Origin of the sequence: Brevibacillus fortis (assembly GCF_046196545.1) — a bacterium.
Lineage (GTDB): Bacteria > Bacillota > Bacilli > Brevibacillales > Brevibacillaceae > Brevibacillus > Brevibacillus fortis_A.
The window spans coordinates 2,953,151-2,978,466 of sequence record NZ_CP176370.1; the positions used below are offsets into that span (position 1 = coordinate 2,953,151).

Annotated in this window: 22 protein-coding genes; 18 read left to right on the forward strand and 4 right to left on the reverse strand. The window is 47.5% G+C overall.

Annotation, left to right across the window (positions count from 1 at the left end; genetic code table 11):
• The first annotated feature begins 53 nt into the window (after positions 1-53).
• Together ACKKE8_RS15195 and ACKKE8_RS15200 are read left to right on the forward strand one after the other, a co-directional pair.
• Entirely contained in the window at positions 54-1,319 is a 1,266-nt protein-coding gene (locus ACKKE8_RS15195) for a class I SAM-dependent methyltransferase (protein ID WP_409178867.1), read from the forward strand.
• A gap of 2 nt (positions 1,320-1,321) precedes the next feature.
• Entirely contained in the window at positions 1,322-3,907 is a 2,586-nt protein-coding gene (locus tag ACKKE8_RS15200) for a metallophosphoesterase (RefSeq protein WP_409178868.1), read from the forward strand.
• 53 nt (positions 3,908-3,960) lie between these two features.
• Here ACKKE8_RS15200 and ACKKE8_RS15205 read toward each other — a convergent pair whose 3' ends face one another.
• Together ACKKE8_RS15205 and ACKKE8_RS15210 are read right to left on the reverse strand one after the other, a co-directional pair.
• Positions 3,961-5,373, reverse strand: a complete 1,413-nt coding sequence (locus tag ACKKE8_RS15205; protein WP_409178869.1) for an alanine/glycine:cation symporter family protein — start codon at positions 5,371-5,373, stop codon at positions 3,961-3,963.
• 43 nt (positions 5,374-5,416) lie between these two features.
• On the reverse strand, positions 5,417-6,394 hold the full coding sequence (locus ACKKE8_RS15210) for a glutaminase (RefSeq protein WP_409178870.1): 978 nt from the start codon (positions 6,392-6,394) through the stop codon (positions 5,417-5,419).
• 217 nt (positions 6,395-6,611) lie between these two features.
• On the opposite strand from ACKKE8_RS15210, the gene ACKKE8_RS15215 reads away from it, so the two are divergent.
• From ACKKE8_RS15215 to ACKKE8_RS15245, 7 genes are all read left to right on the forward strand, one after another.
• Positions 6,612-7,922 (forward strand): ATP-binding protein, encoded by a 1,311-nt coding sequence (locus ACKKE8_RS15215; RefSeq protein WP_409178871.1) that lies wholly within the window; start codon positions 6,612-6,614, stop codon positions 7,920-7,922.
• Positions 7,923-7,926: 4 nt separating this feature from the next.
• On the forward strand, positions 7,927-8,859 hold the full coding sequence (locus tag ACKKE8_RS15220; protein WP_409178872.1) for a response regulator: 933 nt from the start codon (positions 7,927-7,929) through the stop codon (positions 8,857-8,859).
• Between the two features lie 154 nt (positions 8,860-9,013).
• Positions 9,014-9,766 (forward strand): alpha/beta fold hydrolase, encoded by a 753-nt coding sequence (locus tag ACKKE8_RS15225; protein ID WP_409178873.1) that lies wholly within the window; start codon positions 9,014-9,016, stop codon positions 9,764-9,766.
• 8 nt (positions 9,767-9,774) lie between these two features.
• A complete protein-coding gene (locus ACKKE8_RS15230; RefSeq protein WP_409178874.1) occupies positions 9,775-10,374 on the forward strand; it encodes a TetR/AcrR family transcriptional regulator in 600 nt (199 codons plus the stop codon).
• 172 nt (positions 10,375-10,546) lie between these two features.
• On the forward strand, positions 10,547-11,209 hold the full coding sequence (locus tag ACKKE8_RS15235; protein ID WP_409178875.1) for a GntR family transcriptional regulator: 663 nt from the start codon (positions 10,547-10,549) through the stop codon (positions 11,207-11,209).
• Positions 11,210-11,220: 11 nt separating this feature from the next.
• Positions 11,221-12,558, forward strand: coding sequence for a serine hydroxymethyltransferase (gene glyA / locus ACKKE8_RS15240; protein ID WP_409178876.1), 1,338 nt, complete (start codon positions 11,221-11,223; stop codon positions 12,556-12,558).
• Positions 12,559-12,705: 147 nt separating this feature from the next.
• Positions 12,706-13,194, forward strand: a complete 489-nt coding sequence (locus ACKKE8_RS15245; protein WP_409178877.1) for a MarR family winged helix-turn-helix transcriptional regulator — start codon at positions 12,706-12,708, stop codon at positions 13,192-13,194.
• A 12-nt stretch (positions 13,195-13,206) separates the two neighbouring features.
• Here the strand turns inward: ACKKE8_RS15245 and ACKKE8_RS15250 are convergent, their stop codons facing one another.
• On the reverse strand, positions 13,207-14,103 hold the full coding sequence (locus ACKKE8_RS15250) for an NAD-dependent epimerase/dehydratase family protein (RefSeq protein WP_409178878.1): 897 nt from the start codon (positions 14,101-14,103) through the stop codon (positions 13,207-13,209).
• A 201-nt stretch (positions 14,104-14,304) separates the two neighbouring features.
• Between ACKKE8_RS15250 and ACKKE8_RS15255 the strand changes: the two genes are divergently transcribed.
• The 7 genes from ACKKE8_RS15255 (at position 14,305) to ACKKE8_RS15285 (ending at position 21,542) form a co-directional block, all read left to right on the forward strand.
• Positions 14,305-15,291: a substrate-binding domain-containing protein gene (locus ACKKE8_RS15255; RefSeq protein ID WP_081603434.1), complete on the forward strand. Its 987-nt coding sequence runs from the start codon at positions 14,305-14,307 to the stop codon at positions 15,289-15,291.
• Positions 15,292-15,355: 64 nt separating this feature from the next.
• Complete coding sequence (locus ACKKE8_RS15260) at positions 15,356-16,324, forward strand: sugar phosphate isomerase/epimerase family protein (protein WP_409178879.1); 969 nt, start codon at positions 15,356-15,358, stop codon at positions 16,322-16,324.
• Between the two features lie 11 nt (positions 16,325-16,335).
• Positions 16,336-17,394: a Gfo/Idh/MocA family protein gene (locus ACKKE8_RS15265; protein WP_409178880.1), complete on the forward strand. Its 1,059-nt coding sequence runs from the start codon at positions 16,336-16,338 to the stop codon at positions 17,392-17,394.
• A gap of 33 nt (positions 17,395-17,427) precedes the next feature.
• Positions 17,428-18,771: an ABC transporter substrate-binding protein gene (locus ACKKE8_RS15270; RefSeq protein WP_409178881.1), complete on the forward strand. Its 1,344-nt coding sequence runs from the start codon at positions 17,428-17,430 to the stop codon at positions 18,769-18,771.
• A 108-nt stretch (positions 18,772-18,879) separates the two neighbouring features.
• On the forward strand, positions 18,880-20,190 hold the full coding sequence (locus tag ACKKE8_RS15275) for a carbohydrate ABC transporter permease (RefSeq protein ID WP_409179123.1): 1,311 nt from the start codon (positions 18,880-18,882) through the stop codon (positions 20,188-20,190).
• 12 nt (positions 20,191-20,202) lie between these two features.
• On the forward strand, positions 20,203-21,030 hold the full coding sequence (locus tag ACKKE8_RS15280) for a carbohydrate ABC transporter permease (protein WP_017248389.1): 828 nt from the start codon (positions 20,203-20,205) through the stop codon (positions 21,028-21,030).
• 20 nt (positions 21,031-21,050) lie between these two features.
• Positions 21,051-21,542, forward strand: a complete 492-nt coding sequence (locus ACKKE8_RS15285) for an SRPBCC family protein (protein WP_409178882.1) — start codon at positions 21,051-21,053, stop codon at positions 21,540-21,542.
• A 79-nt stretch (positions 21,543-21,621) separates the two neighbouring features.
• Here the strand turns inward: ACKKE8_RS15285 and ACKKE8_RS15290 are convergent, their stop codons facing one another.
• Complete coding sequence (locus ACKKE8_RS15290; protein WP_409178883.1) at positions 21,622-23,031, reverse strand: sigma-54 interaction domain-containing protein; 1,410 nt, start codon at positions 23,029-23,031, stop codon at positions 21,622-21,624.
• Between the two features lie 232 nt (positions 23,032-23,263).
• On the opposite strand from ACKKE8_RS15290, the gene pdhA reads away from it, so the two are divergent.
• Together pdhA and ACKKE8_RS15300 are read left to right on the forward strand one after the other, a co-directional pair.
• Positions 23,264-24,331, forward strand: a complete 1,068-nt coding sequence (pdhA, locus tag ACKKE8_RS15295; RefSeq protein ID WP_409179124.1) for a pyruvate dehydrogenase (acetyl-transferring) E1 component subunit alpha — start codon at positions 23,264-23,266, stop codon at positions 24,329-24,331.
• Positions 24,328-25,311 (forward strand): alpha-ketoacid dehydrogenase subunit beta, encoded by a 984-nt coding sequence (locus ACKKE8_RS15300; RefSeq protein ID WP_409178884.1) that lies wholly within the window; start codon positions 24,328-24,330, stop codon positions 25,309-25,311. The genes pdhA and ACKKE8_RS15300 overlap by 4 nt, the downstream gene beginning before the upstream one ends.
• Positions 25,312-25,316 lie beyond the last annotated feature (5 nt).

The window sequence follows — 25,316 nt, forward strand, 5'->3', positions numbered from 1 at the left end:
GGCGAATATTGTCAGTAGGTATTCATTCTTCTTTTCCAGAGGTGAGACAACGTATGGCCATTGTTCAGCTACGATCAGAGAACCCGGATTTTTCGTACATGATCAAGAAAAATCCGAATTCCGGACTGAGTTTACGATCCATTCGAAAAGGAATCGCATACGGGTGGTTTTCCAAGACGGATACATATAACGTTTACTTTAAAGATGCAGAAAATGAGGTCTCCTACAAACAATCCGAGCAGGAGCATTTTGAATATTTGAATGTCTCCCGGTACAATACACCCCTGTTTCCGTTAAATGCGATCAATGAATTTTTTTCCACTCCGATGAAGCAACACGACGAGCGGGATGCAGAAGGGTATGAGCATGTTTTTTTCATCAACATGATCCACATCGAACGCCTGCTGTATCTGACATTTTTTGAGAAGCATCTCAAGGATTTCACCTTTGAACTCAAGCACCACGCCGATAAAAGCTACGCTCTGACCATCACAACGAGAACGAGTCTACATCAGCTTCTCCACGTCGTGAGCGTGCTCTGTCTATTCTTGAGTATGTTTGGAAAAGAGTACATCGACATATCCGATAACATCCTGGATAAATACATCAAAAGTATTCATGTCATCGATGCACCTTTTTACATACGAAGCCTGTTCGCTCGCAACTTCCTGACAACCAGAGAGCGCTATCGCAAGTACAAGACCGAGATCGAGAAGACGAACCGCTACCCCATTCAATTGGAGTACGGAAGCACGGGTTTGCAGAGACGGAACTACATCGCGAGTAAGCTTCCTTTTACCAAATCCATCGTAGATATCGGATGCGGAGAAGGTTTTTATGCGATTCCGTTCGCTACTAAGCTGCCGCAGTATTACTATGCCATCGATATCGATGAACAATCGCTGGAATTAGTCAGACGCAGGGCCGAGGAAAAAGAAATCTCGAATCTGATTTTGTTTCGCTCGCTGGATCAGTTTTTACAGGATTACAACGGTGAACAAGTAGATGTCATTTTGACTGAGGTCATTGAGCATATGAGCAAAGAGGAAGCGAGAGACCTCATCAAGCAAATCTGCAGTCGATTGGATTTTGACCATTTTATCATTACGACACCGAACTTGGATTTTAATCCGTTCTATGAGCTGGAAGGCTATCGCCACGACGATCATAAATGGGAAATGGGACAAGATGAGTTCCAGGCATGGATGACCGAGATCATGGAAGAAGCCGGGGTGCAGGGGCAATTTGTATCCATTGGTGACGGCGTGAATGACATCCACACCACACAAGGCGTCATTGTCCAGAGAAAGGGGGCGTAACGATGCTGTTACAGACGCAGGTTCACACGATTTTTATGCTCGTTGGTCCAACCGAATGTGGGAAAACGACTTTTGCTAAGGAAGTACTCATGCCGAGGCTTTCATTTGAAGATGAACAAAAAAACGTAAAAGCAAACGTCCAATACATTTCCTCGGACAGCATTCGTCAGGAACTGCTGGGCTATGATTACGACAAGTATGATCAGGTGATGCTGGAAGCGAGCGAGCAGGCATTTGGGCTCCTGTTTGAAAAGCTGCGCTTGGTGACTTCGTTTCCGATCAACGCCGAATTCGTGGTCGTCGATACAACAGGACTAGCAGAAGACTTCCGCTCGAAAGTCCGCGAAATTGCGGCCGAGAACAATTACCGCTTGGAAGTGATCCTCTTTGATTATCGCAATCGGGAAGATTACTACGCATCCGAGCGGTCAAAAAAACTGATTACCAACCATATTCTCCGGTTGAAGCAAGAAGTGCTCCGGGCATTATCCAAGGAAGGGTACCACAACATTCACCGGATACGGCACAAAGATTTTTACGCACTAGCAGATGGGGTGGCTAATTCTCGTTATGAGGTTGTGATCGAAAATAAGGAAGCGTATTTGGCTACGATCCTTCCTAAAGATCAAAAGTACATCATCATCGGAGACATTCACGAATGTGTCCACGAATTAAAAGGTCTCCTGCAAAACTACGGATTCAAGCTCGAGGACAATCGTCTCATCACGACTGACAAGGTACAGCATACCAAAATCATCGTAGCAGGGGACTGGATCGACAAAGGAGCGCAAACTAGGGAGATCATCGAGTTTCTATTCGAAAATCAGCAGCATTTCTTGTTTGTTCTCGGGAACCACGAAAATTTTGTCTACAAGTACTTGCGAAAGGAACTAAAAGGGGTAGACCCACAGCTACTGGATACTTATTTTGATTCCATACACGTCTTGGAAAAAGACGCTGAATTAATAGAGATGTTCAATCACCTGTGTACGCTCGCTCAGCCGTTTTATCGATCGAACGCACTGACTGGCCCGTCCTATTATGTAACACACGCTCCCTGCAAAAAGAAATATATGGGAAAGCTTGATGCGAATTCGATACGGCGCCAACGCAATTTCCGGATAGACCGAACAGCTTCATTGGAAGAGCAACTCGCATTTTTGACGGTTGAAGCAGTCAGTAACCATCCGTATCATATTTTTGGACATATCGCGGCACAAAAAGCGTTTCGCCTGAAGAACAAGCTCCATCTCGATACCGGATGTGTGCACGGAAATGCTTTGACGTCAGTCGTGATCGCACACAAGCCGTTTTTCAAATCGTTTCAGTCTGTGCATCGGGTGATGACAGAGGAGTTGCCGATCTTGTTCCATGCAGAAAAACAAGTATCCATGGGAGATTTGGAAGAGGAAGAACTCCGTCGACTCCGTTACTGCTCGCAAAATAAGGTCAATTTTATTTCCGGAACGATGCCTCCAGCGGATAAGGATGAGGCGACTCAGGAATTGGAATCGTTGAAGGCGGGGCTGGATTATTTCGCGAATCGAGGCATTCATCAAGTCGTGTTGCAGCCGAAATACATGGGTTCGAGATGCAATCTCTATCTCCATCATGATCGAGACAAGTGCTTTGCGATCAGCAGAAACGGTTATGCCGTCAATCAGGTTGATTTGACACCCATTTATGACAAGCTACATGTAAGGTTCCGCGAATACATGAAGCAGAATGAAATGGCGATGCTCATCTTGGATGGCGAATTGTTGCCGTGGAGTGCAATAGGAAAGGGTTTGATCGAAAAGCAGTTCAAACCAATCGAATCCGCGCTGCGCAGTGAATTTGCATTTTTGCAGGAAAACGGTTTTGAAGAGGCGCTTCACCAACTCATTCACAACTATGACGAGAGCGGATTCGAAAAAGACCAGTTCCACCTATCCAAGAGTGCGCTCACGGAAAAATTCGGTTCGAGCTTGTATCAAAACTACAAGTATGTGCGAGAAATCAAAGAGAGCTACGTTCCGGTCGACAAGCATTTGGAGGCCTATCATATTTACCAAAAACAGCTGGAGCTCTATGCAGGAGAAGGGGAGCTTGACTACAAGCCTTTTTCTATTCTAAAGGCCGTCTATTTGAATGGGGACGAGCAATTGCCGAATTGGAAAACATCCGATATGTATCGCTTCGTAAATGACGATCATTTTCTCGCCATCGATTTGTCTGAGCCGAATGCGTATGAACAAGCGGCATGTTACTTTTCCACGATTACACTGGAAAACAAGATGGAAGGCATCGTGATCAAGCCAGAGCTCATCGATCAGAAGGTCGTGCCTGCCATGAAGGTTCGCAATCCGGAGTACTTGGCGATTATTTATGGCTACGACTACCGTTTTCCACACAAGTACCGAAAGCTTTTCAATCAGAAAAATATTACGAAAAAGCTCAAGACTTCGATGCAGGAACACAGGCTGGGTGAAAGGATGCTTGGTTTCAAATTCGACGACATTTCTCCAGAAAATACGGAGTATCAAAAAGTAGTCGCCAGGATGCTCTTTGAAGTGGCGAAGGAAAAAGAGATCGATCCGCGATTGTAAATGAAAAACGAGAAGCTGCTGACTGAGCAGGCTTCTCGTTTTGATTTGCAGAGCTATTTGTTGGACGATGGAGCAGCATCCCATGCTTCGATATTTTCGACGCCTTCAATACTGTCCTTGTAGAACACAGGATCTTTTCCTGCCTTTTTCTGTTTCATGTAATCATGCAGCGCAGCATAGGCGATTTTCGATAACATGGCGATCGCAATCAGGTTGACAATGACCATTAAGCCCATGAACAAATCGGCCAAATCCCATACGAGCTGTACCTTTGCCACTGATCCGAACAACACCATGGCGAGTACACTTAAACGATACAGCAATAGCCATGCTTTGCTTGTCTTTAAAAACTCGATGTTGGTCTCACCGTAATAGTAGTTCCCGATCAATGTACTGAAGGCGAACAGGAAAACCATAATGGCAAGGAAGCCAGAAGCCCAAGAACCGATATGAATGCTCAGTGCTGCTTGGGACAGCTCAATGCCACTCAATCCTTGTTGCGTGTACGCGCCGGACAGCAAAATGATGAAAGCTGTGCTTGTACAAATCACGAGGGTATCGAATAGAACACCGAATGCTTGAATCAGCCCTTGCTTCACTGGATGGCTTGTCGTTGCCGTTGCCGCAGCGTTCGGCGCGCTACCCATACCAGCTTCGTTTGAGAACAAACCACGCTTGATTCCATGCATCAGTGCTGCACCCAGGGTTCCACCAGCGAATTGTTCGATGCCAAACGCGTTTTTCACAATCAACGCGATGAGGGCAGGCATCTCAGAGATGTTCATCATCACAATAAACAGGGCCATCCCGATGTACAATACAGCCAATACAATTACGATGTACTCCGACATTTTCGCGATGCGTTTCACACCACCGAAAATAATCAAGGCAAAAGCGATCGTCATGATAATTCCAATTGTCAATCGGTCGGTACCGAACGAATTTTCAAAGGCGATGGTAATCGTGTTGGATTGGACCGCGTTAAAAACAAGACCAAAGGACAACGTGATGAGGATGGCAAAAAGAGCGCCCATCCAACGTTTGTTCAACCCTTTTTCCATGTAATAGGCCGGACCGCCACGAAAACCGTTTTTATCCTTGATTTTATAAATCTGAGCGAGCGTACTCTCAACAAAGCTGGATGCAGAACCAATAATCGCAATGACCCACATCCAGAATACGGCGCCAGGACCACCTAATGCGATCGCAATGGCAATTCCCGTAATGTTCCCTGTGCCGACACGCGCGGCCATACTAATAGCGAAAGCTTGAAAAGGGGAGATGCCGCCATCGTCTTTCGCTCTTCCTTCTTTAATGGAACGGAGCATGTCCGGCAACATGCGTACTTGCAAAAAATTACCCTTGAAGGTAAAGAACAAGCCTAACGCGATTAGCATGACAATGATAATATAGGACCACAAAAAATCGTTTATGGAAGCTGTTACATCTAGTAGGAATTGTTGCATTGTGTCACCTCGAATTTAGTTATGAATTTTTCCTTAGTATTCTCTAAAAGATTGTTACATCCCATTCCTGAGCCATATGTTTTAACAAAGAAACGCCCGCTACACTGTTTCCACAACCGTCAATGGAAGGTCCAAAAATACCGATTCCACAACCATCTTGAAACGGTGAATGTGATTTGCGGTTAGGAGGAACCAGTGTCATGATACCGCCTGAGACGCCACTTTTTGCTGGCAACCCAACATTCGCGGCGAATTTGCCCGATGCATCGTACATGCCGCAGGTGAGCATCAGTGCTTTGGCTAAACGGACGACATCTTTCGGGAGAACTTGTTCGTTGCGCATCGGATGGTAGCCATCGAGTGCCAAAAGGAGACCGATCAAGGCAATCTGCTCGGTTGTTACTTCAATCGAACATTGGGTGAGATAGACCTCCAAAGCCTCTTCCACTTCGCACGCCAAATAGCCGGTATCCTTTAAATAGTGGGCGAGTGCCCGGTTTCTGTGAGAGTTTTCCCATTCGGAAAGAAACACTTCCTCGTTCACCATTGGCGTAACACCGGTAATTTTACTGAAAAATGCATACAAGTAACGCAGTTTATGATCCGGTGTTTGACCAGGGAGAAGTGAAGATGTCGTAATCGCTCCCGCATTGATCATGGGATTAAAAGGCTTGCCTGGCTTGTTCATTTCCAAACGGATGATAGAGTTGAATGCATCTCCAGTCGGTTCTACATCTACCCGATCCAACACGTAAGGGATACCATGGTAGCAGCAAACAGCAATAAAACTGATTACTTTGGAAATACTTTGCATTGTGAAAGGAACATCCCAGTCACCCGCCGTGAGCATTTTTCCTGTAGGCTCGATGATACAAATACCTAACTGATTCGGATCCGTTCTGTACAAAGCAGGGATATAACTGGCACATTTTCCTTCAGATGCCTTGGAACGATATTGTTCCACCCATTGTTGTAATTCATCCACGAGTAAAACCTGTTGAATCAACGCCTTTCCCCCCAAAAATCGAATACATTGCTCTTACGCGAAGTGTATAGAAAGCGCTTCCATGCTTCGCGAAATACATATAATGAACACTTTACAACCACCCTACAAAATAAAACAAAAACTCACAGATTGTTTCATGTGAGTTTCACATTTTTTTTGAGACTTGTGCTTTTTACGCATTCTCGATAAAAATAGATAGGGGCATCAAGAAACAACATGGGAAGTGAGAGGCATGCGTGTTCAGACACAAGTAAAACGAGATTGGTATATATTGGCGCTCATGCTTATTACGGTCCCATTGGCAGGAGAGTTGAAATTTTATCCCGTCAATGAGACCTTTCGAATTAGCTTTGGAGCTCCTACCTTTTTCTTCTTTTTATTACTGTTTCAAAGAATTCCATCTGTGCTCGCTGGCTTTTTGACGGGGATGACGGTCGTATGCTTTCGGATTGTGATCGACCTCATCGCCGGGAATCATACAGCATGGGAGGCTTCCCTCCAAGCGCATTATTCTAGCTTTTTCTTTTATTTCGCTTATTCTGTTCTGTTTTATCTAACCGGAATGCGTCGTTTTCACAACAGGACGATTCTAGTTGGATTGATGGGAATGGTCATCGAGGTATTGTCTGACCTGGTGGAGGTTCTATCCCAATATGTACTGTTGGATACTGTCCTCACTTGGGGAGCGGTGCAAGAGATGCTCGTCATCGCGCTTTCCCACAGCTTTATTGTGATTAGTTTTCTCAATATGATGAAGCTGTACGAAGCACAGTCGCGGGAGCAACAGACAAGAAAACAGAACGAGCATATGCTGATGCTGATTTCAAACCTGTATGAGGAATCGGTTCATCTGAAAAAAACACTGCAAAATGCCGAGAGTATCAGTATGAAGTCTTTCGAGCTATACCAGGGCTTGCATGAGCTTCATAAGGAACAGGTAGTACCATCAAATGTAGAGAGATTTGCCAAGCAAGCATTGATTGTCGCAGGCGAGGTTCACGAGATTAAAAAGGACAACCAACGCATTTTTGCAGGGCTTCACAAGCTGATATCCGATGAAAGCATTACGGATTACATGGACATCCATCAGCTCGTGGACATTATCAAACGAAGCAATATGAAGTATGCACTTTTGTTGGAGAAGGACATACAAATCACAGCTTCCATTTCGGGGACACATCCGCTCTACCATGTTTTCATGATGCTTTCCCTGATCAATAATCTGGTGGCAAATGCAGTGGAAGCGATCCATCAAGCAGGAGCGATTTCCATTGAAATTGATCGGAAAGGCGATCTTGTGGAAATCAGAATCAACGATGACGGACCGGGGGTACCTCCACGGCGAAAGGCTTTGCTGTTCAGGCCTGGCTTTACTACGAAATACGATCGAACCGGCAACCCCTCTACAGGGATCGGACTGTCTTATGTACAACAATTGGTGGAACAATGGCAAGGGGAAATCTCCTTACAGGATGGAGTAGATGGGAAGGGGACAACATTTCTCATGCGAGTACCAATTGATCCGATAACGAAGAAAGAGTGAGAAGATGCTGTTTTATTTAGTTGATGACGATGATGCTGTACGTCTCATGTTGACGGAAATCATAGAAGACGAGAATCTGGGCGAAGTCGTGGGGGAAGCATCTGACGGCTCGATGGTAGACGGTCATACGTTAACCGCACGCAACGTAGATATTTTGCTGATCGATTTGTTCATGCCCAACCGGGATGGGATTGAGACAATTCGCCAAGTGAAGCCGACATTCACAGGAAAGATCGTCATGATTTCTCAGGCAGAAACGAAAGATTTGATCGCCCAAGCTTACGCCCTTGGAAGCGAATACTACATTATCAAGCCCGTAAACAAGATCGAAGTCGTAACCATCCTCCAAAAAGTGATCGAGAAAATTCGCCTAGAGCGTTCGATACGGGACATTCACAAATCGCTGAATGCCGTCATGCAAGTGGACCAGCAGACTTCCGGACAACCCCGTCCATCACAGGGCAAACCACTTCGAGAGGCGGGTCAGTTTCTGTTAACGGAGTTGGGTATCGCGGGAGACAATGGAAGCAATGACTTGCTAGATATTTTGGACTTCTTGCATGGATACGAACAGACGCATACGTTTAAAAATGGATTTCCAGCCCTAAAGGAGATTTTTGTTGCAGTAGCACAGGACAGGCTCGAAGTAGCTGTGGACGATCCTCACTTCGCCAAGGTTGTCAAAGCTTCTGAGCAGAGAGTCCGCCGAGCGATCTATCAGTCGTTGAATCATTTGGCGTCTCTTGGGCTTGCGGATCTCTCGAATTGGAAGTTCGAGAATTACGCTTCGCAGTTTTTTGATTTTACTTACGTGTGGAAAAAGATGGCGGAGTTAAAGAGCAATGCCGGATCACCGAGTTCAGATATTCGGATCAATATGAAAAAGTTCATTCAAGTACTGTATGCAGAAGCGAAGCGCATTCAGTCGGAAGCGTGATTGCTCTGTGTTTGACGTGTAGAGGTAAGTCCTGATCATGATGATTAGGACTTTTTGTTTTGTATGGGAATGCATTTGTTTTTATTGACTAAACGTTCATTCAATAATAAGCTGGGATCATATACCAAATCTACAATTCACGGAGGGATCACCGATGGATTTGTACTATGAGGTTTCAGGGGAAGGAAAACCAGTCATTCTATTGCATAGTGGCGGTGCTGATTTGCGAGATTGGACATTTGTCGCGCCGATTCTAGCAAAGCATTATCAGGTCATCGCTTTCGACGGACGCGGATGTGGGAAATCGCCGTCTCCAACAGAGACAGCTAACTACGTCGATGATTTGCTTGCCGTCATGGACCACTTTCAGCTGGACGAAGCCACACTCGTAGGGCACTCGATAGGCGGACGAATTGCAACGGATTTTGCCTTGGCTTATCCGCAGCGAGTGAGTAAGCTTGTACTGATCGCTCCAGATTTGTCAGGGTATACGTACAGCAAGCCTTTCACAGAATGGATGCAGACGATTCAAGCGGCAGCACCGGATGTTGACCGTATGTTGGAGCTTTCTCTGTCCTCGTGCTCGTACCGGATCGTGATGGCAAGTCCCCAGAAGGACCTCATGGTAGAGATGACGAAGAATAATATAGCGAAAATGTTCGAGTGGGCCACATGGGAGTCTATATGGCCGCAGCTACCCGCGATTGAGCGTCTGGGATATCTGGCTGATAAAACATGTTTTCTCCTCGGCGAGGAAGATGCGCCTGATCTGCACCGTATCGCCGAACATTTTCAACAAGTTTTGCCAAAGCACAGGGTTATCGAGATTACTGGTGCCGATCATAAACCAACGTTAACGCATCCAGAAGAAATCGCTCGCGCTATCACTGAATTTTTGGAGGATTGACGTAAACCGTGCCGCGTACCCCAGCTGAAAATGAGCGCATTCGCCAAGCCGCAAAAGACAAAATCCATGCAGCCGCGATGACGCTCTTCATAAAAAAAGGCTACCACGCGACCTCAATCGAAGATGTAGCCAAACAGGCCCAGATATCGAAGGGACTGCTTTACAATTATTACAGAGGCAAGGAAGAGCTTCTCGCCGCGATGGTTCAGGTACGGATCGAGGAAGTAAAAGAAGTGATGGAGGCTGCTACGAAGCTTGCAACGCCGCACGAACAGTTGCGCCATATTGTCGACGGGGCGCTTGATAACGTCTACCAGCGACCAGATGTCTATCGTTTTTACTTAAATTTGCAGACGCAGCCCGAAGATGATCGGGTACTTGCTTCTTACAGAGAGCAATTAAATGAGGAGTCACGCAGGCAGTTTGAAGTTCAATGCGAGATCTTCCAACAGTTAGGCGTAAAGCAGCCCAGATTGAGATCGCTCTATTTTTCTTCGGCGCTCCAAGGCGCAATGCTGATGATGACGACTTATCCGGAAGGGTTTCCGGTTGATGAGATGAAAGAGCAGATGATTCGGGAGTATTGTAGCGGATCGACAGAATCGTAGAGTGACGCTCAATAATGAAGAGGCTATCCCATTAGCAAATTCTACTCATGGGTCGGCCTCTTTTTCTGTACCTTTGGTTTAACTGAACATTCCATTCAAACCACAACCACCACCTTGATATATCAAAATATTTAAAATTGACAGAAATAAATAAAACCAATATATTGGTTTTATGGACACGAACATAATCAAACAAATCGAACGCCCCACTTTACGCGAACAAGTATACCAAGGCTTGAAGAAAGCGATCATCATGCTGGAGCTAAAGCCAGGAGAACGAGTCAACGACAACGAGCTGGCGGCTTTATTTGGCGTGAGTCGAACACCTGTGAGAGAAGCGCTCAAACGGTTGGAGGACGAAGGGCTTATTGAATCCGTTCCGGGCTCTCTAACACGGGTGACACCCTTACTTGAAAAGGAGGCGAAGCACGCTTTTCCTGTTGTTGCGGCCTTGCACGGGTTGGCAGCACGATTGGCGATGCCATTTGAATCAGAGGTCATCCGTAGTCTAGAGCAGTGGAATGAAAAGCTACTAGTCGCACTCGACCAGCAAGATGTGATCAAAGCGATCGAAGCAGATGACGGCTTTCACGACGTGATCCTCGAGGCTGCAGGGAATCGTGAAATCTACCTGGCACTTGAGCGAGTTGTGCCGAAAATTCGGCGTTTGGAATTTGCTCGGTTCGGTTCCTTAGAAGGGGGGAAATCAGTAGAGCAGCACCGCAGAATCATCGAAGCGATTCGAGACAACAACAGTCAGCTTGCCTCTTCCTTGATGGAAGAAAACTGGATCAACCTTGGCAGATTGCTTACGGACCATTCCAATGATGAATAGGGGGTAATGGCATGAGTACGGTTGAAATGAAGGGGGAAGTACATGATTCACGTGTTTTGCAATGGGCGCGTTCGATTATCGATGAGAGCCCGTCACACCGTCTGATCCAGCAAGAGATCGTGAATGCTGTCAACCGCAATGCGATTTGGCGAGGCGAGGAATGCCTGAATTTGCTCGCACCAGAAGCACCCACCACGCCCATCGTACGTCAACTGCTCGCTTCTGAGGTTGGTACTCGCGCTGCGGAAGGACATATCGGCAGCACGCAGAGATGGTTCGCTGGCACGAAATATATCGATGAAATCGAAGCGTTATGTGTGGAGCTGTTGAAAAAAGTATTCCAAGCCAATTTTGCTGACCATCGATTGGTAGCGAGCATGATCGGGAACATGACAGTCTACGCGGCGTTAACGCAACCGGGCGATACGATTATGACGATCGCGCAACCGTTTGGGGGGCATTCCAGCAATCGGGTAGACGGGCCTGCGGGCATTCGCGGTTTGCAAATAGTCGATGTGCCAATGGACCCCGTTGAGCTTACCGTTGATCTGGACGAGTTCGCCAAAGTCGCAAGACAAGTGAGGCCGAAGCTCGTTACCCTGGGTGCGTCGATGACTTTATTTCCATTTCCATTGAAGGAGATGGCTGAGATCGTGAAAGAATGGGGCGGGCGCATTTATTTTGATGGCGCACACCAGTTGGGGTTGATCGGTGGCGGTCAATTTCAGGACCCGTTGCGAGAAGGGGCATGTGTGATGACTGGCTCGGCCGGGAAAACGTTTAGCGGCCCACAAAGCGGCATCATCGTCTGGAATGACCCGGAACTATCGGTACCGATTACAGATGCTATTTTCCCAGCCCTTGCCGCGACACATCAAGTCAACCGGGTAGCGGCACTAGCAGCGGCGGCGGCAGAGTTTTTGGCGTTTGGAAAGGAATACATGACACAAATTGTGACGAATGCACAAGCGCTGGGAAAAGCATTTGATGAACGGGGAATTCGTGTGCTTTGCGCACACAAAGGCTATACACGTACACACCAAGTCATTCTGGACGTAAAAGAGTTTGGCGGTGGGTACGAGGTAGGCAAGCGGTTGGCAGAAGCGAATATCATCACGAACAAAAATTTGATTCCAGGCGACGGACCAGAGGATTGGGACTTCCCAAGCGGTCTGCGTATCGGGACGACAGAAGTCACTCGCTTTGGAATGAAGGAACAAGAGATGGACACGATTGCAGAGCTGATTGTAAGTGTGTTGTCAGGCAGGGAAAAGCCCGAGGTTGTCCAGTCTAAGGTGATCGAATTGCGCAGATCGTTTAGCAAAATACAGTTCTGCTTCCCAGAATAGAGTAGGTAGGATAAAATACCGTATGCCAGTGTTCAGACCTTGGCATACGGTGCTTTTTCAAGAGGTAAATGGACTCTCATTCTTGACAATGTCATTTCATTTCGTAAATAATCGATTGATACCATCAAAGAATGGGAGTCTAAACGGATGAGTACAGACCATACAAACTCGGATGTTACCATTGATCAGACGACGAAAGAGCTGGCTCTCGTATTTGGTCAGTTAAAGCGGATCGGACATGTTTTCAGTCCTTCAAAAGACCTCCGTCAGAGCGAATTGAATTTGCTCGTTCACTTGACCTACGTAAGTCCACCAGGCACGAACGGCATCAGAGTTTCCGAGCTAGGCAAGCAGTTGAAAATAACGTCAGCAGCTGTGACGCATGTCATTCAATCACTCGAACAGCTTGGGTTTATCACCCGTACCGTGGGACCCAAGGACCGACGCTCCATTCTCGTAGCCCCTACGAAAGAGGGCTTTGATTTTGTGGCAGCGAGAGAGCAAGAGCTGTTTAATCGTTTTCAGCAATTGCATGAACATCTTGGTACGGATGATGCACAGGCACTCATACGCATATTAACGAAATCAATCAAATTCCTGCATACCTATCAGGATAGCGATGAAGCACGACCATAGTTCGATGATGGACTATGGTTTTTTCTTGTTTTGATAAGAACCTTCATCCAGCTCTTTACGGAGCGAGTTACCAGAGGGGCTCCATTGCAGCTGCTGTTCCGCGCGCAATCCAGATACTCTCTGGTTGATGCTCGCCCCCCAAACGGCTGGTCCTAACGCTTTGGCCGCATCCTCGTAGCTCCATGATTCTACTTTTTCTATCCCAGCTACTTTTGCAATCGAAGTCATGAGCTCTTTCGTCGTGATCATTTCCTTGGAAGTTGCATTGAATAATGAACCTGGCTGTGCTCGTAAATAAGCGCATTCATAAAGTCTCGCCAAATCATCAACATCGATAGTAGACCATGCCGTTTGCCCGTCATCGATATAGTTGGCTGATTGAGAGAGCTTCGTCCTCTGAATCGTTGCTTGGACAAGTCCACCGCCACGACCATACACAAGAGTTGGACGTATGACGATCGGACGAATATTACGCTCGGCTGCTCCTAACACCTCCTGCTCCTGATTCGCTTTCCATTGGAGAAAAGGCAAGGGATGGAGAGGGGAGTCCTCATCCACGACATTGTCGTACGTATCGTTATAGATCAGCGTTCCGCTCGTATAAATAAATGGCTTCCCTGTGCCTTCCAAACCATCCAGCATTGCCTGTACCGCTGCTACATCGAGTTTTTCCATATCAGGTGTGTGCGAGATCGCCATATGAATAACACCATCGAATTTTTTAACACTTTCTGTTAGCAGTGTGGTATCCGCAAGATCGCCAATAATAGGGGTAAAACCTTGTGAGAGTAACAGCTCCGCTTTCTCTTCCGATCGAACAAGTCCTGCAACCTGATACCCCTGGGACTGAAAATGCTCGGCGACTACAGACCCGACATAACCTGTTATTCCTGTAAGGAAAACATTCATGACAAAACCTCCTTGATTTATAATTAATTTAGTAACTAAATTATATAATAAATTATTTAGTAACGTTCTCGCAAGGTCAACAGCATTTATAATTAACTGAATATTGACAAAACAAAAATTGGGTGTTATTTTCTGATTAGGAAAACGTTTACCCGTTACATAGAAAGTGAGTGAAGAACCATTACTGTAACCATTAAAGACATCGCACAACTCGCCAACGTTTCCATCGCGACTGTTTCGCGCGTGCTGAACAATTCCAAGCCAGTCCGTCCAGAGCTGCGAGAAAGAGTCTTGAAAATCGTGCAAGAGACGGGCTTTCAGCCGAATGCGATTGCCAGGAGCTTGGTTAGCAAGGAAACCCGCATCATCGGGGTAATGATTCCCGATATCTCCAACAATTTTTACTCCAATCTCATTTACGGAATTGACAGTGTCATTAGCGAGTACGACTACAGCATGTTTTTGGCGATATCCGACGAAGTGGTGGACAAAGAGCTGAAATACTTGCGCCTGTTCAAAGAAAAACAAATCGATGGTGTCATTATCGCGAGTATTCATTTCCTGGAGGGCAACATTCAGACGCTGCAAGAGATTCAGGTTCCCCTTGTTGTTACCGGCCACGATTTGCCCGGCTATCAGATTCCGACTGTCAACGTCAACAATGTGCAAGCCTCCTATGATGCTACCGCCTATCTCATCTCGCAAGGCCATACAAAGATCGCGTGTATATCTGGTCCATTGTGGGACCCGCCGTGCGGTCTGGATCGCATGGGAGGTTACCGAAAAGCCATGCGGGCACATGATTTGCCCATCCATGAAGGATTCGTCGTGGAAGGAGAATTCACAGCCAAGAGCGGTTACGAAGCCATGCGCCGTATTTGTGAGGAAAAAATTCGTCCCACAGCTGTTTTTGTTGCCACAGACTTGATGGCGGTGGGCGTCCTCAATTACTTGTACGACCATGGCATTCGTGTACCAGAAGACATCTCCGTCATGGGCTTCGACAATTTGGAGCTCGCCTCACTTTCCCGCCCGATGCTCACCACCGTGCACAATGACCCGTTCATGTACGGAAAAGCCGCAGCAGAGCAGTTACTCAGACAAATCCGCAATGAACCCGTAGAGAGAATGAGCACCGTCCCACACCATCTCGTGATCCGCCAAACTGTAAGCGCTTTACTGGAGTGAGGCAACAAGACTTACCAAATAGATGAATGAAGAGAGTTTACGCATTCAAAAGGGGTGAAGAGATATGAAGCTTGGCGTATTTACCGTTCTTTTTAGCGAGAAGTCGTTCGAAGAAATGCTGGATCATGTGAAGGCAGCAGGTTTAGAGGCGGTGGAGATCGGCACAGGCTGCTATCCGGGCAATGCACACTGCAATCTGGATGAGCTGTTGGAAAGTCCGGAAAAAAGACGAGCGTACAAAAAAGCAGTAGAGGATCGGGGGTTGATAATCAGCGCACTTAGTTGTCACGGCAACCCGTTGACACCAGATAAAAGCTTTGCGCAGCAGTCCCACGATACGTTTGTGAAAACGGTACAGCTAGCCGAGATGCTGGAAGTACCTGTGGTCAATTGCTTTTCTGGCACAGCAGGCGACCACGAAGGAGCAAAGTACCCGAGCTGGCCCGTTGCTCCTTGGCCCAACGAGTATCGAGACGTGCTCCAATGGCAATGGAACGAAAAGCTCATCCCGTACTGGCGCGAATGGACTGCTTATGCGACTGAGCATTATGTCAAGGTTGCGTTGGAACTACATGGCGGCTTTCTCGTCCACACGCCAGGGACACTGCTGAAGCTGCGGGAACAGGTTGGCGAGGGGATTGGGGCAAACTTCGATCCAAGTCATATGTGGTGGCAAGGGATTGATCCGGTAGCTGCGATCAAAATCTTGGGCAAAGAAAAAGCCATCTTTCATTTCCATGCCAAAGACACGTATATTGACCAGGAAAAAGTGAATATGTACGGGCTGACGGATATGAATTCCTACGCCAATCTACATGAACGCGCTTGGTATTTCCGAACCGTAGGCTATGGGCATTCGCAGCAAACGTGGGCGGATATGATGAGTGCATTGCGCATGAATGGATACGATTATGTCGTGAGTATCGAGCACGAGGATGCCATCATGTCGATTGAGGAAGGCTTTCAGCGCGCTGTTCAAAATCTGCAGCAAGTCATCTTGCGAGAACCAGTTCAGAATCTATGGTGGGTTTAGGAGGGGAGAAAATGACGAATCGACGCAAATGGAAAATCGGAATCATCGGTGCAGGGGGGATTACAGAAGCACACTTGGAGGCGATCAAGGAAGAGCCGCGAGCTGAGGTAGTTGCCATTGCAGATATTTCCGCAGAAATGGCTTCCTATCGTGCGAAGCGGCATGAAATTCCACAGGTTTTCACCGAATACGAGACCATGCTACAAGTGTCTGATATAGACGCGATCATTGTTTGTGTCCCGAATTACTTGCATTCTGAAGCAACTAAAAGTGCGCTTGCAGCAGGGAAACACTTACTGTGCGAAAAGCCGATGGCGATGAATGCCCAGGAAGCAGAAGAAATGATCGAAGCCGCGAAGAAAGCAGACAAAATCCTCATGGTAGCACAAAACAACCGATTCCGAAGCGATTCCCTGCAAGTCAAAACGTGGCTGAAGGAAGGAAAGCTGGGAAACATTTATCACGCCAAGACCGGTTGGGTCAGACGAAATGGGATTCCAGGATGGGGAAGCTGGTTTACACAAAAAGAATGGGCAGGCGGCGGTCCGTTGATTGATATCGGCGTACATATGCTCGATTTGACCTTATGGCTCTTGGATCATCCAAAGCCTGTATCCGTCCTCGGGCAAACGTACGCGCAATTCGGACCTCACAAACGCGGCTTGTCGGAATGGGGAAGGATCGATAATAGCGGGAAGTTTGACGTGGAAGATATGGCAGTGGCGATGATCACCTTTGAAAACGGATTGTCGCTTACGCTCGATGCAAGCTGGGCTTCTCACATCGAGGAGGAAAACGTTTTCCTACAACTATATGGACAAGAGGGAGGGGCATCCCTGCGTTTATTGGATAACCAGTTCTCGCTTTACCACGAGTGGAACGGCGTAACTGCCTCGACAGAAATAAAACCGAAGCCTCAAAAAGAACGCGTACTCTTATTTCGTAATTTTATCGACGCCATCGAAGGGAAAGCAGAGGTTCTCTGCACACCGGAACAAGCCTTGTACATCAACAGATTGATTGAAGCCATCTACGCATCCGCACAAAAAGGTGAAGCAGTGCGTTTTTAGGTTTTCTTACCATAAGCATAGGGGGTTACTTAGATGAAAGTTGCGAAAAGACTTACATCCGTTGGACTTACCTTATTCATGGCCTTCTCATTGGCAGCATGTTCTTCCACACCTCAGCAAGCTTCTAAGGATACGCCCCCACAGCCAGCGACTCCTTCCACGACAGAGGCACCCAAGACGGAGCCAGCCCAACCAGCAGCCGAAAAAATAAAGCTTGTCTACGCACGCGGAAAAGACGCAACGGATTCCACCAAAAAGCTCGTTGAAGCTTTCCAAAAAGCCCATCCGAATATCGAAGTAGAAATCCGTGAGATGCCTGCCGATTCCGGGCAGAGTCATGATCAATACGTCACCATGTTCAGTGCCCAATCCTCCGAGATCGATGTATTTGACCTAGACGTCATCTGGCCGGCTGAATTTGCACAAGCGGGTTATCTCCTGCCGCTCGATCGCCTGATGGAACAGGACGGGATTGAAACCGGAAAATATATCAAAGGGGCCATGGATGCCGGGAACTTTGGCGGCCAGCAATGGACCATGCCCAAGTTTATCGACGCGGGTCTCTTGTTCTACCGCAAAGATCTCGTAACCGTAGCTCCAAAGACGTGGGATGACCTGATTGCCCAAGCAAAAGCCGCGAAGGGCAAGGGCGGCACGAAGTTCGGCTACTTGATGCAAGCCAAGCAATATGAAGGATTGGTTTGTAACTTTGTCGAGTTTAATGCATCGTACGGTGGAAAAATTTTGGATGAACAAGGTAAAGTAGCGGTCAACAATCCAGCTACGATCAAAGGGTTGAAAAAAATGATCGAGGTCGTCAAATCCGATTTCGTCCCAACCAATATCACTACATTCATGGAGCCGGAATCACATACCGCATTCCTCGAGGGGCAGGCACCTTTTATCCGCAACTGGCCGTATCAGTTCGCGTTGGCGCAGGATCAGGCTCAGTCCAAAATCGTCGATCAAGTCGGGATCGCTCCACTGCCAGCAGGAGATGCAGGCTCCGCAGCAGCACTCGGGGGTTGGATGGGCGGAATCAACAAGTTCTCGAAGCACCCGAAAGAAGCATGGGAATTCCTCAAATTCATGACAGGTCCAGAGGGTCAAAAAATATCCGCAGTAGAAGGTGGGCTCGCACCAACCTACCTGCCTGCCTACGATGATGCCGATGTTCAAAAAGCCAGTCCGTTGTTTGCCAACAAAGATTTCGTCGATGGCGTAAGCGCTGCTGTATCTCGTCCAACGACTCCGATCTATCCAAAAATTTCGGAAGTGATCCAGATCGAAGTGTCCAAAGCGCTCGCAGGGCAGCAAACAGCCGAGCAAGCGGTGCAAAACATGGAAACGCAGATGAACGATTTGATGAAAAAATAAGGTGCAACATGTGGGGCTTCCAAGGGGGTCTAACCGGCTTCCTTGGAAGTTGCAAAACGATCTGGCAAGCACAAGCAAGCTTCTAGCGGGAAGGAAGGTGGTGAACGGATGAATCGATCAACCAAAATGTCTCTTTCAGAAAAACAGATGGGGTATTTGCTGATTTTTCCTGCACTGCTCATCATACTTGTTATCGCGATTTGGCCTGTCATGCGGTCCTTTTGGATCAGTCTGCACGACATCCGGTTGAACGACCCGACGAAATCAGAGATTCACTCTTCATACGGACTAGATATGGAGCGCTACGTCAGCACGTTACCCAATCTGCTCCGGTATGTGAAGAGGGAGGCGGACTCTGCAGAGGGGTCATCAAAGGAAAAACTGAACGCGCTCCAAGCGCATATCGAGCAAATGAACACTTCCCTCAACCAAACAGGCGAGATCGCGAGCCGATACCAAATGATCGATCAGCTATTATTGGACTTTAAACCAGTCCCCACAGATCTCAAATATGTGAGCCTCTCGAACGAACAAACAGACGCGATCAAAACCAGCTTGGCAGAAGTCAGAGCGGTTCTTTTGCAAATGAGTGAACAAAAGCTGCTTGCAAAGCCAGAGGGTGCTCTTGGTGTGATCCAAGGCATTGAAGCTTCGATTATCGAGCCCAACTTTGTAGGCTTTGCCTACTACAAGAAGTTTTTAACGGACACTCGGATGTGGGGGGCTCTGTACAATACGGCGTTTTTTACCGTTATCTCCGTTGCCATTGAATTGGTGCTGGGCATATTGATTGCACTGTTGATCAATCGACCTTTTCGTGGAAGGAGTCTTGTACGAGCAACGGTGTTAATACCGTGGGCGATTCCGACTGTCATCTCCGCTATGATGTGGAAGTTTTTATACGACGGGCAAAATGGCATCGTCGCCTATCTTTTTGAGCAGACAGGGCTGATCTCAGATATGGGGATGCTTCTGACGACAAAGGCTGGAGCCATGTTTTCCGTCATTTTGGCAGATGTGTGGAAGACCACACCATTCATGGCCTTGCTCTTATTTGCAGGACTGCAAACGATCCCACAAAGCTTGTATGAAGCAGCTTCTGTCGACGGTGCCACCCGTACCCAGCAATTTTTTCGTATTACGCTTCCGATGCTGAAATCAACCATTCTGGTGGCGTTATTGTTCCGCACACTTGATGCGTTCCGCGTATTTGACCTGATTTACACGCTTACTGGTGGGGCACCCGGGAACTCGACCGAGACGATTTCCATCTACGCGTACAAAACGATGTTTGCTCAAATGAGCTTTGGGGAAGGCTCGGCGCTCGCAGTCATTGTCTTTTTGTGTGTGGCGTTGATTTCCATCGGCTATGTCAAAATATTGGGAGCTGATCTGCTGAGTGATGGCAGTGGCAAATAAGGAGGTGATTGGATGCGCAAACATACGGGTCCCTTGTTTTACGTGGGTCTACTGCTATTCGTTTTTCTAGTGATGTTCCCGTTTTTATGGATTCTCCTCGCAGCATTGAAGCCACCAGCGGAGCTGTTTGGAGAGCGAGCCTTTCATTTTATCATCCAAAATCCTTCGTTTGACAACTTTGTCCGCGTCTTCACGGAAAGACCGTTTGCCCGTTACTTGTGGAATTCGACTGTCGTGGCGACGTTAACCACACTCTACTCCATTACGATCGCTTCTTTTGCTGCATATGCGATTGCCTGGCTGTCCTTTCGGGGAAAGACGATTATATTGGGTGTCGTACTGGCTGTGTCCATGTTTCCGCAGATCGCTACCATTTCACCTATTTTTATGTTCATGCAATCGATGGGCTTAACGAACAGCTACATAGGTCTGATCATTCCTTATACGACTTTCGCGCTGCCGCTCGCAATCTGGAATTTGACCATCTTTTTCCGCAAAATACCGAGTGATTTGGGTGAAGCAGCCAAAGTAGACGGCGCGAGCATTTGGCAGACGATGACGAAAGTGTTTTTCCCACTCGCCATGCCTGGAGTTTTTACAACCGCCATCCTCGTTTTTATAGCAGCATGGAATGAATTTTTGTTCGCCTTGACGTTGAATACGCAGGAAGCGATGAAGACTGTACCTGTGGGAATCGTCATGTTTCAGGGTATGTTTACAATTCCATGGGGAGAAATATCTGCGGCCTCCATCATTGTGACGATCCCACTCGTAGTGATGGTGTTGATTTTCCAGAGGCGGATTATCTCTGGCCTTACTTCTGGGGCAGTAAAAGAATAAAAGGGGAGTCCTTCTATCGTTTGTCTCGCATATGTGATTATGATACGGTGGAAGCAGCAATCAGAAAGAGAGTTGACGAACGCATGAATAATCTTACAAAATTTCAGATTAACAAGCCTGCGCATGAAGTGTTCGAAGCATTCGTGGACCCTGAGAAAATCGGCAACTTCTGGTTCTCTTCCAGCTCGGCAAGGTGGGAGGAAGGGAAGGACATTACGTTATTCTACGATATTTACAACGCAGAAGTAGGGATTACCATTCACGAAATCGAAGTGAATAAAAGAATCCTTTTCCAGTGGGCTGGGGAAGAAAATACGGTAACGATTACGTTAAACGCGTTGGATGAAGCTACGACGATCATTGAAGTGAACGAAGAGGGCTTTCAAGAAAATGATCCTGCGCTCCTTCAAAAAATAGTCGACAATAAAGAAGGCTGGGTGTTCGTCTTAAGCTGTTTGAAGGGGTATCTGGAGCATGGGATATATACTTTAAGAGAAGGACTTGTGAAATAGCGCCCAGATGTTTTGCTAGAACAGGCTCTGAAATAACGAGAAAGCCCGAACCTATGTGTATCGGGCTTTTCCTTTTGCACTATTTAATTCCGAGGCTGCGTTTTTTTCGCACGAGCGTGGATATGTTTACTTGCAGCTTATCCGCACACTGCTGCATGGTGTCTGTCTCTTTCAAGAGTCGTTGGATATACGCTCTTTCAAACCGTTCGACCGCTTCTTTTAGCGGCACCAGCTCATCCATTTTGGCGAGATGGAGCGGCATGGCTGTCTGCTGGGTATTGCGAATGGACGTAGGCAACTGATCAAATGTAATTCGCCCATTTTCACACATGTGGAAGGAACGTTCCACCACATTTTTCAGCTCGCGTATATTCCCTGGCCAATCATAATCCATCAGCGCCTCCAACGCATCTGTTTCGATGCGCATTTCTTGCTGGTACTTCCATTCGAGCTTTTTCAAAGAGTAGAAAATGAGAGCCGGAATATCCTCGCGGCGCTCACGCAAGGGTGGAATGGTGAGGGCAAGTACGTTTAGCCGGTAGAACAAATCCTGTCGAAAACGCTTTTGTTCGACCATCGTTTCCAAGTCACTATTCGTGGCAGCGATGATTCGCATGTTAACCTGACGCGATGTTTTTCCACCGAGTCTGCGAATCCGTCCATCCTGCAAGACATTCAAGAGCTTCACCTGTAAAGGAAAAGGGAGGTCTCCTATCTCATCGAGAAAAATGGTTCCTCGATCCGCCAACTCAAACAATCCCTCCTTCGATTGACTTGCCCCCGTAAAGGCGCCTTTCTCATATCCAAACAATTCGGACTCGAGCAAATGCTCGGGAATGGCCCCACAGTTTATCTTAATGAAATCGCCAGTTCGTCCGCTTTGGGCGTGAATGTAGTTCGCCATGACATCCTTACCGACACCAGACTCACCTAGCAAAAGGACGGGGGAGTCGTTGGTCGCAAAGCGTTTGGCGAGTGAAGCTATTCGATGCATGAGCCCACTGCGATAAATGATCTGCTCGTCAAAGTCACCATCGGTTTGGATATGCTCCAGCGCCCTTTGATACGCGGAACTGATTTGACGTGTTTCCTCCAGCTCCTTTTGAAGCTGATTCAGCTCTGTGACGTCACGCACATTTCCTACGACAAACAATAACTCCTTGTTTGTATCGAGCAGCGGGGTAGCCGTATTGATCGCTTGCCGACCGTTCGCATAATCGATCACGACACTATGCGTTTGTTTTGTCAAAATCGTCCGCACAGCAGAGGAGTCCGGAACAAGATGCATTTCCTTTTGCTCCATAAAGCTAAAATTATTCAAGATGTCGGCGGGAACTCCCGTAATGTTTAAGTACGCCTCATTGTAGAGCAGGACGTAGCCGTTACGGTCACAGATCGCCAATCCATCGTGGGATGTACTGAAGATGGTCGTCAGCAATTTTGCGAGCTCATGATTGTCACTGGCCTGGAAATACTTGGTTTGATACATCGAAGTCCTCCTAAGTAGGCTTGTAAACGGAATAATCAGAATTAATCATCCATGTGCAATTTCGCATATGCAAAAATGATTATTTTCGAATCGGTTTGTTGTGAAATCGCTTTCAAATGTTTGGCATGCTACTTGCTCTTCTAATAGGGAGGAAAGCAGAAGCATGACGAGCAGAATCACATTATTGAAAGACACCGCGGTGTTTTTCAGCGAAAAAGAGAGGGATGTTTCCATGTCTTCATTATATCAGGTATTGAGTCCAGCGGGTGAGCTGGTAGGCGATCTCAAGGGGCAATTAGACGAGGCGACGATGATCAAGATGTATGAAAATATGGCGCTGGTTCGCCAGTTTGACCGCAAGTCGATTAACCTGCAACGACAAGGCAGAATGGGCACGTATGCTCCCTTTGAAGGGCAGGAAGCTTCACAAGTAGGCAGCGCAATGGCATTGACACCTGGAGATTGGCTTTTCCCTACCTACCGAGACCATGCGGCAGCGATCGTCCATGGTCAAACCATGGCACGGGTGTTTCTTTATTGGATGGGTCATATGGAAGGGAGTATCAGTCCAAAACATTTACACATCATGCCGCCATGTGTACCAATCGCGACTCAAATGGTTCATGCGGTAGGGACTGCCTGGGCGAGCAAGCTGCAAAACGAAAAGCATGTCAGCATCGCCTATTTCGGTGACGGGGCAAGCTCAGAAGGCGATTTTCATGAGGCATTGAATTTTGCAGGTGTCTTTCAAACACCGACTATCTTCTTCTGTCAAAACAACGGCTTCGCGATCAGCGTTCCGTTTTCACAGCAGTCTGCATCGAAAACGATTGCACAGCGTTCGGCCGCCTATGACATCCCTGGGGTTCGGATCGACGGCAATGATATCTTCGCGGTTTGGCTGACCATGAAAGAAGCCATGCAACGTGCGTTAGATGGCAAAGGACCGACATTGATCGAAGCGGTGACATTCCGCTATGGAGCGCACACAACCGCAGATGATCCGAAGAAATACCGCGATCAAGAGAGTTTGTCCGAGGAATGGCGTCAAGAACGCGACCCACTCCAACGTCTGCGTGTATATCTGGAGAATCAAGAGTTGTGGAATGAAACGAAGGAAGCAGAGCTGATTGCACGGGTGAATGAACAAATCGATGCAGCTCTAGTCGAAGCAGAGAGCTATCCGAAGTCCAAGCCGGAAGACATGTTCAAGCACGTCTACGCTGAACCATCGTGGATGGCAACGGAACAGGAGAGCGAGCTCGTCAAGCCATCGAAGCAGGAGGGAATCCCAGCATGAAACGCAAACTGACGATGATTCAAGCAATCACGGAGGCCATGGATCAAAAATTGGCAGATGATTCACGCATGATGCTGCTCGGCGAGGATATCGGCGTGAATGGTGGCGTGTTCCGGGCGACCGAAGATTTGATTCACAAGTACGGTCCGGACCGTGTAGTGGATACGCCGCTAGCTGAGGCGGGAATAATCGGGGCGGCAATCGGTCTTGCCATGAACGGGAAAATTCCTGTGGTCGAGATTCAATTCCTTGCCTTTATTTATCCGGGCTTTGAACAAATTGTTTCTCATGCTGCACGCATGCGCTATCGGACTCGCGGACAGTACCATGTACCGATGGTCATACGCACGCCGTACGGGGCAGGGATTCGCGGTCCTGAGCTTCATTCGGAGAGTGTCGAAACGTTTTTTGCCCATGTCCCTGGCTTAAAAGTTGTGGCACCAAGCACACCGTATGATGCGAAAGGCTTGCTGATTGCAGCAATGGAAGATCCTGATCCGGTCATTTTTTTGGAGCCGACCAAGCTGTATCGCGCATTTAAACAAGAGGTTCCGGAAGAAATGTATCGCGTGCCCATCGGAAAAGCGAAGGTCGTTCAGGAAGGCTCGGATGTATCCATTTTTGCTTGGGGAGCGATGCTTTGTGTCGCAGAGGATGCTGCGAAACAGATCGAGCGCGAAAACGGCTTGAGTTGTGAAGTTATTGATCTGCGCACGCTCTATCCATTGGATCGGGATACGATCATCGCCTCGGTCAAAAAGACTGGACGTGCCGTTGTCGTACACGAAGCGCATAAGACTGCTGGCTTGGGTGCAGAGATCATCTCCATAATCAATGATGAAGCATTGATCTACATGAAGGCTCCCGTGAAACGGATTACCGGATATGACGTACCCGTCCCTCAATTTAGCATCGAGGATGACTATTTGCCAACGGCTGACCGCGTGAAGGACGGAATTATCGAAACGGCTACGTTTTAAGAGAA

What these genes read in the sequence shown, in the direction of transcription:
- ACKKE8_RS15195 (WP_409178867.1), top strand. Translation starts at nt 54, where the DNA reads ATGGCCATTGTTCAGCTACGATCAGAGAACCCGGATTTTTCGTACATG.
- ACKKE8_RS15200 (WP_409178868.1), top strand. Translation starts at nt 1,322, where the DNA reads ATGCTGTTACAGACGCAGGTTCACACGATTTTTATGCTCGTTGGTCCA.
- ACKKE8_RS15205 (WP_409178869.1), bottom strand. Translation starts at nt 5,373, where the DNA reads ATGCAACAATTCCTACTAGATGTAACAGCTTCCATAAACGATTTTTTG.
- ACKKE8_RS15215 (WP_409178871.1), top strand. Translation starts at nt 6,612, where the DNA reads ATGCGTGTTCAGACACAAGTAAAACGAGATTGGTATATATTGGCGCTC.
- ACKKE8_RS15220 (WP_409178872.1), top strand. Translation starts at nt 7,927, where the DNA reads ATGCTGTTTTATTTAGTTGATGACGATGATGCTGTACGTCTCATGTTG.
- ACKKE8_RS15225 (WP_409178873.1), top strand. Translation starts at nt 9,014, where the DNA reads ATGGATTTGTACTATGAGGTTTCAGGGGAAGGAAAACCAGTCATTCTA.
- ACKKE8_RS15235 (WP_409178875.1), top strand. Translation starts at nt 10,547, where the DNA reads ATGGACACGAACATAATCAAACAAATCGAACGCCCCACTTTACGCGAA.
- glyA (WP_409178876.1), top strand. Translation starts at nt 11,221, where the DNA reads ATGAGTACGGTTGAAATGAAGGGGGAAGTACATGATTCACGTGTTTTG.
- ACKKE8_RS15245 (WP_409178877.1), top strand. Translation starts at nt 12,706, where the DNA reads ATGAGTACAGACCATACAAACTCGGATGTTACCATTGATCAGACGACG.
- ACKKE8_RS15250 (WP_409178878.1), bottom strand. Translation starts at nt 14,103, where the DNA reads ATGAATGTTTTCCTTACAGGAATAACAGGTTATGTCGGGTCTGTAGTC.
- ACKKE8_RS15260 (WP_409178879.1), top strand. Translation starts at nt 15,356, where the DNA reads ATGAAGCTTGGCGTATTTACCGTTCTTTTTAGCGAGAAGTCGTTCGAA.
- ACKKE8_RS15265 (WP_409178880.1), top strand. Translation starts at nt 16,336, where the DNA reads ATGACGAATCGACGCAAATGGAAAATCGGAATCATCGGTGCAGGGGGG.
- ACKKE8_RS15270 (WP_409178881.1), top strand. Translation starts at nt 17,428, where the DNA reads ATGAAAGTTGCGAAAAGACTTACATCCGTTGGACTTACCTTATTCATG.
- ACKKE8_RS15275 (WP_409179123.1), top strand. Translation starts at nt 18,880, where the DNA reads ATGAATCGATCAACCAAAATGTCTCTTTCAGAAAAACAGATGGGGTAT.
- ACKKE8_RS15280 (WP_017248389.1), top strand. Translation starts at nt 20,203, where the DNA reads ATGCGCAAACATACGGGTCCCTTGTTTTACGTGGGTCTACTGCTATTC.
- ACKKE8_RS15290 (WP_409178883.1), bottom strand. Translation starts at nt 23,031, where the DNA reads ATGTATCAAACCAAGTATTTCCAGGCCAGTGACAATCATGAGCTCGCA.
- pdhA (WP_409179124.1), top strand. Translation starts at nt 23,264, where the DNA reads ATGTCTTCATTATATCAGGTATTGAGTCCAGCGGGTGAGCTGGTAGGC.
- ACKKE8_RS15300 (WP_409178884.1), top strand. Translation starts at nt 24,328, where the DNA reads ATGAAACGCAAACTGACGATGATTCAAGCAATCACGGAGGCCATGGAT.